The sequence below is a fragment of the Agromyces humi genome (assembly GCF_009720255.1).
Taxonomy (GTDB): Bacteria; Actinomycetota; Actinomycetes; order Actinomycetales; family Microbacteriaceae; genus Agromyces; species Agromyces humi.
Window position 1 is genome coordinate 1 of sequence record NZ_WJSP02000165.1, and the last position, 7,989, is coordinate 7,989.

Annotated in this window: 8 protein-coding genes; 1 reads left to right on the top strand and 7 read right to left on the bottom strand. The window is 70.3% G+C overall.

Translation table 11 applies throughout. The annotated features are described in order from the left end of the window. The 6 genes from GH736_RS13335 to GH736_RS13360 all read right to left on the bottom strand — a co-directional run. The coding region (locus GH736_RS13335) for a LacI family DNA-binding transcriptional regulator (protein WP_159604047.1) at positions 1-981 on the bottom strand (981 nt) is incomplete at its 3' end. A gap of 115 nt (positions 982-1,096) precedes the next feature. Continuing rightward, entirely contained in the window at positions 1,097-2,155 is a 1,059-nt protein-coding gene (gene yjfF / locus GH736_RS13340; RefSeq protein WP_159604049.1) for a galactofuranose ABC transporter, permease protein YjfF, read from the bottom strand. Continuing rightward, the gene (locus GH736_RS13345; RefSeq protein ID WP_159604051.1) at positions 2,152-3,198 is read right to left on the bottom strand and encodes an ABC transporter permease; all 1,047 of its coding nucleotides are present in this window, start codon (positions 3,196-3,198) and stop codon (positions 2,152-2,154) included. The genes yjfF and GH736_RS13345 overlap by 4 nt, the downstream gene beginning before the upstream one ends. Next, positions 3,195-4,886 carry a sugar ABC transporter ATP-binding protein gene (locus tag GH736_RS13350; protein ID WP_159604053.1) on the bottom strand — a complete coding sequence of 564 codons (1,692 nt, stop codon included), beginning with the start codon at positions 4,884-4,886 and terminating at the stop codon, positions 3,195-3,197. Before GH736_RS13350 ends, GH736_RS13345 begins: the two co-directional genes overlap by 4 nt. 109 nt (positions 4,887-4,995) lie before the next feature. Next, positions 4,996-5,979 (bottom strand): ABC transporter substrate-binding protein, encoded by a 984-nt coding sequence (locus tag GH736_RS13355; protein WP_203230765.1) that lies wholly within the window; start codon positions 5,977-5,979, stop codon positions 4,996-4,998. 495 nt (positions 5,980-6,474) lie between these two features. Beyond that, on the bottom strand, positions 6,475-7,059 hold the full coding sequence (locus GH736_RS13360) for an HhH-GPD-type base excision DNA repair protein (protein WP_159604055.1): 585 nt from the start codon (positions 7,057-7,059) through the stop codon (positions 6,475-6,477). A gap of 163 nt (positions 7,060-7,222) precedes the next feature. Between GH736_RS13360 and GH736_RS13365 the strand changes: the two genes are divergently transcribed. Next, a complete protein-coding gene (locus GH736_RS13365; protein WP_159604057.1) occupies positions 7,223-7,612 on the top strand; it encodes a glyoxalase superfamily protein in 390 nt (129 codons plus the stop codon). Between the two features lie 91 nt (positions 7,613-7,703). Here GH736_RS13365 and GH736_RS25745 read toward each other — a convergent pair. After that, a partial coding sequence (locus GH736_RS25745; RefSeq protein ID WP_159604059.1) for a substrate-binding domain-containing protein occupies positions 7,704-7,989 on the bottom strand: 286 nt, incomplete at its 5' end.

The following is a 7,989-nucleotide window of genomic DNA, read 5'->3' on the forward strand; positions in this document are numbered from 1 at the left end:
GTCGGGCACCCGCGGCGCGGGCATGAGCCGGTCGTCGTCGCCGAGGACGGCGAGCACGCCGGCCATCGCGTCGCGGCCGAGCGCGTCGAAGTCCTGGCGCACGGTCGTGAGCGGCGGGGTGAAGTACGCGGCTTCGGGGATGTCGTCGAAGCCGACGACGCTGACGTCGCCCGGCACCGAACGTCCGGACTCGGCGAGCGCGTGCATCACGCCGAGCGCCATCTGGTCGTTCGACACGAACACGGCGGTCATGTCGGCGTCGGCTGCGAGCGCGCGTCCGTGGGCGGCGCCGCTCCGAGGCGACCAGTCCCCCACGAGCGGCTCGCGTGCGGGCAGTCCGTGCTCCCCGAGCACGGCCGACCAGCCTCGCACCCGCTCCGCGGCATCCATCGCGTTCGACGGGCCGCTGACATGCCGGATCTCGCGGTGCCCCAGGGAGATGAGGTGCTCGACGGCCAGGCGGGCGCCCGAGTACTGGTCGAGCCAGACCCGGTGCATGCCGCCGCGGTCCTCGGAGGCGACGGCGATGATCGGCACGCCGAGCTCCACCCCGTCGAGGGCATCGAGGGCCGCCCGTTCGGCGGCGATGAGCACGATGGCCTCGACGTTCTGCCGCACGAGCAGCTCGGCCGCCGAGCGCAGGCTCGGGGCATCCGTCTCGAGCATGCTCGCCGTGATCACCGAGTAGCGGGCGTCCCGTGCGGCCTCGTTGAAGTGCAGCGCCGTGCTCGAGGGCCCGTAGTCGGGGGCGCCGGTGACGATCAGGCCGAGCGTGCGCGTGCGCCGGGTCACCAGGGCGCGCGCGGCCGGCGACGGCACGTAGCGCAGCTGCTTGATCGCCTGCTCGACGCGGGCGCGGGTGGCCGGGCGCACGTTGGGCAGGTCGTTGAGCACGCGCGACACCGTCTGGTGGGACACGCCCGCGAGCCGTGCGACGTCGAAGATCGTCGCAGCACGCGCCCTGTCGTCTGGCTCGACCACTCGCTGCTGCGCTCCCGCCCCGCGCCCGGGGGCGCGCTCATTATGTCGATTATCCTGCCCGAAGCCGGTCGGTCCGGCCGCCACGACCCGGCGCCGCCTGCCCGGCGCCGCCTGCTCAGCGCCGCCTGGCCGTGAGCACCTTCTGCAGGATGATGAACACGAGCAGCAGGGCGCCGATGAAGATCTTCGTCCACCACGACGAGAGCGTGCCCTCGAACGTGATGATGGTCTGGATCACGCCGAGCACCAGCACGCCCAGCACCGACCCGAGCACGAAGCCGTAGCCGCCGGTGAGCAGCGTGCCGCCGATGACGACCGCGGCGATCGCGTCGAGCTCGGTGCCGATCGCGGTGAGCGGGTAGCCCGAGAGCGTGTAGAAGGTGAAGAGCACGCCGGCGAGGCCCGAGCAGAAGCCGCTGATGACGTAGACGAGGACCTTCGTGCGCGCGACGGGGAGGCCCATGAGCAGGCCGCTCTGCTCGCTGCCGCCGATGGCGTACACCGTGCGTCCGAACCGGGTGGCGTGCAGCACCCACACGGCGATGGCGACCGCGAGCACCGCGATGATGACGCTCGGCGTGATCGACATGTTGCCGCCGAGCGGGATGCGCGCCACGGCCAACTGCACAAACGTGGCATCCGTGATCGAGATCGAGCTCTGACTGATCACGTAGCAGAGGCCGCGGGCGAGGAACATCGCCGCCAGCGTGGCGATGAACGGCTGCACCTTGAAGATGTGGATCATCAGCCCGACGAGCAGGCCGAGCACGCTCGTGAGCACGAGGATCAGCGGGATCACCGCCGCGGGCGACCAGCCGGTCTGCAGCAGGCTCGCCGCGATCATGCCGCTGAGGGCGACGACCGCGCCGACCGAGAGGTCGATGCCGCCGGTGAGGATCACGAACGTCATGCCGACCGCGAGCACGATCAGGTAGGCGTTGTCGACGAACAGGTTGAGGAACACCTGCCCCGAGAGGAACCCGCGGTATCGCACGCCGCCGATGATGAAGATGGCCACGAAGAGCACGGCGGTCACGGTGACAGGACCGTACTTCGGGCTGGTGAGCAGGTTCCGGATGCTGCGCACCACGCCCTGGCGGGCAGCCGGGTTGTCGGGGCCGCCACGGCCGCCGGTGCGCGCGGGCCGTTCGGGTGCGTCGAGGAGCTTGGTCATGACGCCGCCACCCCCTTGCCGGCTCGGATGGACAGTCTTCGCCGGAACCCGGTGAGCGCCTCTGCGGTGGTCGGCGACTGGAGCAGGCACACGACCGTGACGACCGCGGCCTTGAACACCATCGTCGCGATCGGCGGGATGCCGACCGTGTAGACCGTCGTCACCAGGGTCTGGATGACGAGCGCGCCCACGAGCGTGCCCGCCAGGGTGTAGCGGCCGCCGGCGAGCGACGTGCCGCCGATGACCACGGCGAGGATCGCGTCGAGCTCGATGAAGAGGCCCGTGTTGTTCGCGTCGGCGGCCGCGGTGTTCGCGGTCAGGATGAGCCCGGCGATCGCCGCGCAGAACGCGCTGAACGTGTAGACGACGAACAGCAGCCCGCGCGCCCGCACACCGGCCTGGCGGCTCGCCTCGGGATTGATGCCGACCGATTCGATGAACATGCCGAGTGCGGTGCGCCGCGTGATGAGCGCCGCCGCGGCGAACACGACCGCCGCGATGATCACGGCGATCGGCACGCCGAACCAGAAGCCCGACCCGAGCGCCTTGAACGGCGGGCTGTTCACCGTGAGGATCTGGCCCTCGGTGATGAGCATCGCCATGCCGCGCCCGGCGGTCATGAGGATGAGCGTCGCGATGATCGGCTGGATGCCGAGCACCGCCACGAGGAAGCCGTTCCATGCGCCGAGCACGAGGGAGATGAGCAGCGCGACCGTGATCGCGACGGCGACCGTGGCCGGATTCCCGGGCTCGGGCGAGCCGAGCATGATCGAGCAGGCGACCGCGCCCGAGATCGCGGCGACGGCGCCGACCGAGAGGTCGATGCCCCGCGTGGCGATGACGAGCGTCATGCCCACCGCGATGATGAGCGTCGGCGCGCCGTTCCGCAGGATGTCGACGAGGCTGCCGAACAGGTGGCCGTCGCGCAGGGTGACGGTGAAGAAGCCGGGGAAGGCGATCAGGTTGATCGTGAACAGCACGAGCAGCATGACGATCGGCCAGAACAGCCGGTTCGCGATGAGCCGGGCGAGCAGGGCGCTCATCGGGGGTCTCCTGTGGGGTCGGTCGTGGTCGGGTCGGAGGGCGTCGTCGGGGCGGAGGTCGCCGCGGGCGCCGGGGTCGCCGGGGTCGTCGGCACGGCGGCGGCGAGCAGGGGGCCGCCCGCGGCATCCGGAGCCTCAGGGTCGTCGCCCGAGCCGTCGGCGATGAGTGCGAGCAACGAGTCGACGGTGAGGCCGTCGTTCTCCAGGTCGGCGACGATGTGGCGGTCGCGCAGCACGACGATGCGGTGGCTGAGGCGCAGCACCTCTTCGAGCTCGGCCGAGATGAAGAGCACGCTCATGCCGTTCTCGGCGAGGTTGAAGACGAGCTTCTGGATCTCGGCCTTCGCCCCGATGTCGATGCCGCGGGTGGGCTCGTCGAGGATGAGCAGCCGGGGGGCGATGGCGAGCCAGCGCGCGAGCAGCACCTTCTGCTGGTTGCCGCCCGACAGGTTGCGCACGAGCGCGTCGGGGTTGGCCGGGCGGATGTTGAGGGTCTGGATGTAGCTCTGCGTCAGCTCGTCCTGCCGCTTCTTGGGGATGGGCCTGGCCCACCCGCGGTCGGCCTGCAGCGCGAGCACGATGTTGTCGCGCACCGTGAGGTCGCCGACGATGCCCTCGTCGCGGCGGTTCTCGGACGAGAAGGCGATGCGGTGCGACAGCGCCTGTCGTGGCGTGCGCAGGCGGGTCGACCTGCCGCCGATGGACAGCTCGCCCGAGTCGGCCCGGTCGATGCCGCCGAGCAGGCGGGCGAACTCGGTGCGGCCCGAGCCGAGCAGTCCTGCGAAGCCCACGACCTCGCCCGCCGCGATCGGCAGGTCGGCCGGATGCATCGCGCCACGGCGCCCCAGCTTCGTCGCCTGCACGAAGGTCGCGGCATCCGACTCGTCGATCGACACCGACCGCGCGCGCTGCTCGAGGTCGTCGAGCACCGTGAGCTCCTTGCCGATCATCTTCTGCACGAGGTCGATGCGCAGCAGCTCCTCGACGAGGTACTCCCCCACAAGCTTGCCGTTGCGCAGCACGGTGAGGCGGTCGCAGATCTCGTACACCTGGTCGAGGAAGTGCGACACGAAGAGGATGGCGACGCCCTGCTCCTTGAGCGAGCGGATGACGCGGAAGAGCTCGGCGACCTCGTCGGCGTCGAGCGACGAGGTGGGCTCGTCGAGGATGAGCACCTTCGCCTGCACGTCGATGGCGCGGGCGATCGCGATGAGCTGCTGCACCGCGAGCGAGTGGTCGCCGAGCAGCGACCCCGGATCGAGGTCGAGGTTGAGGCCCGCCAGGAGCTCGGCGGCGCGGCGGCGCATCGCGCGCCAGTCGACCGAGCCGAACCGCCGCGGCTCGCGACCGAGCATGATGTTCTCGGCCACCGACAGGTTGGGCAGGAGGTTGACCTCCTGGTACACCGTCGAGATGCCGGATGCCTGCGCCTGGGCGGGCCCGCTGAACGAGACCTGCTCGCCGCCGAGCGTGATGGTGCCGGCGTCGATGCCGTAGACGCCCGTCAGCGCCTTGATGAGGGTGGACTTGCCCGCGCCGTTCTCGCCCATGAGCGAGTGCACCTCGCCGGGGAACAGGCGGAAGTCGACGCCGTCGAGCGCCTTGACGCCCGGGAACGTGATCGAGATGCCGCGCATCTCCACCACGGGGGCGGCGGGATCGGTGGGGTTGGTCACGAGGCGCTCCATCGAGTCTGGTGGTGGGTCGAGCGTAGGGCACGGCGGGTGCGCGGGAGTTGCTCCGCGCACCCGCCGGCCCGACCGGTCGACGGATGCCTCGCGGCATCCGTCGATCGGATCAGTACTGCCGGTCGGGCAGGGCCTCGACGGCCTGCTCCTGCGTGAAGGTGGTCTCCTCGGTGATGATGCGCTGCTCGACCTCGCCACCCTCGTTGAGGGTCTTGATGATGTCGACGAGCTGCTTGCCGAGGAGCGGCGAGCACTCCACGATGAAGTTGATCTTGCCGTCGGCGAGGGCCTGCATGCCGTCGTGCACCGCGTCGACCGTGACGATCTTGATGTCCTCGCCGGGCTTCAGGCCCGCCGCCTCGATGGCCTCGATCGCGCCGAGTCCCATGTCGTCGTTGTGCGCGTAGACCAGGTCGATGTCGGGATTCGACTTCAGCATGGCCTCCATGACCTGCTTGCCGCCGGCCCGCGTGAAGTCGCCGGTCTGGCTGGCGACGACTTCGAGGTTCGGGTTCTGGCGGATCACGTCGGCGAAGCCCTCGGCCCGGTCGATCGCCGGAGCGGCGCCGGTCGTGCCCTCGAGCTGGACGATGTTGACCTTCTCCGTCGAGTCCTTGTACTGGTCGAGCACCCAGAGGCCGGCCTTCTTGCCCTCCTCGATGAAGTCGGAGCCGAGGAACGACTTGTAGAGCGAGGTGTCCTTGCTGTCGACGGCGCGGTCGGTGAGCACCACCGGGATGCCGGCGGCCTTGGCCTCGTTGAGCACCGCGTCCCAGCCGGTCTCGACGACCGGTGAGAAGGCGATGTAGTCGACGCCCTGCTGGATGTAGGAGCGGATCGCCTTGATCTGGTTCTCCTGCTTCTGCTGCGCGTCGGAGAACTTGAGCTCGATGCCCGCGTCTTCGAAGGCCGCCTGGATGTCCTTGGTGTTGGCGGTGCGCCAACCCGACTCCGCGCCGACCTGGGCGAAGCCGACGACGAGTTCGTCGAGCGACTTGGGTCCCTCGCTCGCGCCGCCCCCGCCGGCTCCCGCGCACGCGGAGAGGGCGAGGAGCATCGCGCCGGCGGCGGCGATTCCGATGAGCTTCTTCATCAGTGTGAACCTCCTTGTTCAGTGGTGCCGGCGGAGCGATCGGTGATGCTGCGTTCCTGGTGCGCCGGGCGGCCAGTTCGTCCTGACCCGCAATCGCGATGTTAGCGCTCACTTGTTAGCGCTCACAAGTATGAGTTCGGTAACGGATGCATCACGGTCGCCGGATGCCGCTTTCCCGGCGATCCTCCGCCTGTCGGCACGGATCGGCGGATGCCGCATGCTCGAGCTCGCGAGGGCACAGGGCTGCGATCCCGCGAATGTGAGCGCTCATTCGGGGGCTGGCGCGGCGGGGCGCTCGTGAGCGGTCATCCAGGGCGGCGTCGGAATTCCGCGCCCGCCGCGGAATGCCGGGCCCCAGGGGTCCTGCGCGCGAACGGGATTCCACCGTCCGCCGGTCCTCCACCGTTCGCACGGCGGCGGCTCAGGCGAACGGCCGGCGCTCAGGACGACGTGCGCCGTTCGCGCCTGAATCGCGCCCGTTGGTCTGAATCGGTGCTACGCCTTCGGCGCCTTGGCCGCGGCCTTCGCCGCCTGCTTCGTCGCACGCACCTTGGCGAGGGACTCGGGGTCGGTGATGTCGGCGACCGAGGCGAAGCATCCGTCGTCGCCGTAATGGCCGACGGCCTCGCGCCAGCCGGATGCGTCGAGCCCGAGCTGCTTGCCGAGCAGTGCCAGGAAGATGCGTGCCTTCTGGTCGCCGAACCCGGGCAGCGCCTTGAGTCGCTTCAGCACCTCGGGCCCGTCGGGGTCGCCCTGCGTCCAGATCGCAGCGGCGTCGCCGCCCCAGTCGTCGACGACGGCCTGCGCCAGGGACTGCACCCGCGCGGCCATCGACCCCGGGTAGCGGTGCACGGCGGGCGTCTGCTTGAAGAGCGCGGCGAATGCCTCAGGGTCGTACCCGGCCACCGCTGAGGGCTCGATCGAACCGGCGCGCTCCGCGATCTTCAGCGGCCCGGCGAAGGCGGTCTCCATCGCGACCTGCTGGTCGAGGAGCATGCCCGTGAGCAGCGCGAACGCATCGGTGCTGAGCAGTTCGTCGGCGGCGGCGTCTCCGGTGATGTGCAGTGCCATGTGCTCCATCCTCGCACCGGGCGTCGGCGTCGTCACCTGAGCGAGCGGACGCCGCGACGCCGGGCCGGGGGCATCCGTTGCCTCATGCGGACAGGAAGTGACCGCATCGTTGGCCAGACTGGGCGCAGGCGATTCGATGGAACGGATCGCGCAACCGACCGAGGAGCCATCCATGGACTGGAAGATCGAACTCATCCACGTGCCCGTCAGCGACGTCGACCGGGCGAAGGACTTCTACGTGAACAAGCTCGGCTTCAACGCCGACCACGACCGCACCGTCTTCGAGGGGCTGCGCTTCGTGCAGCTCACCCCGCCCGGGTCGGCGTGCTCGATCGCGATCGGCGAGGGTCTCGGCGCGACGCTCGAGCCCGGGTCGCTCGATGTCATCCAGGTCGTGATCGACGACGCCGACGCGGTGCTCGCCGACCTGCGCGCGAAGGGCGTCGAGGCCGAGGGCGTCGACGAGCAGGAATGGGGTCGCTTCGTCACCCTGAAGGATCCCGACGGCAACCGCTGGACCCTGCAGGAGCTGCCCGACTACTCGGCGCAGGCGACCGAGTGAGCTGACGGGCGGATGCCGCGGCATCCGCCCGCGGGATCCGCCCGCTCCCGGCATCCGGTCGCCCGCGGCATCCGCCCGCGGCATCCGCCCGTCACGCGGCCGGTGCCGCCGTGCTGGCCCGCTCGATCACCTCGGGCACGCGGGCCGTGCGGTCGGGCGCGTCGGGCTCGTCGCGCAGCACGTCGAGCACCGTCGCCATGATGTCGTGGCCGAGCGCCTCGAAGTCCTGCCGCACGGTGGTGAGCGACGGCGTGAAGAACCGGCGGCCGGGGCTCGAGATCGGACTCGAGTACGTGCCGTCCTCGGCGACCGAGCCGTAGCGGTTCAGGAGGTTCTCACGAGGGACCCGCACGTTCGTGAAGTGCAGGCGCCCGTTG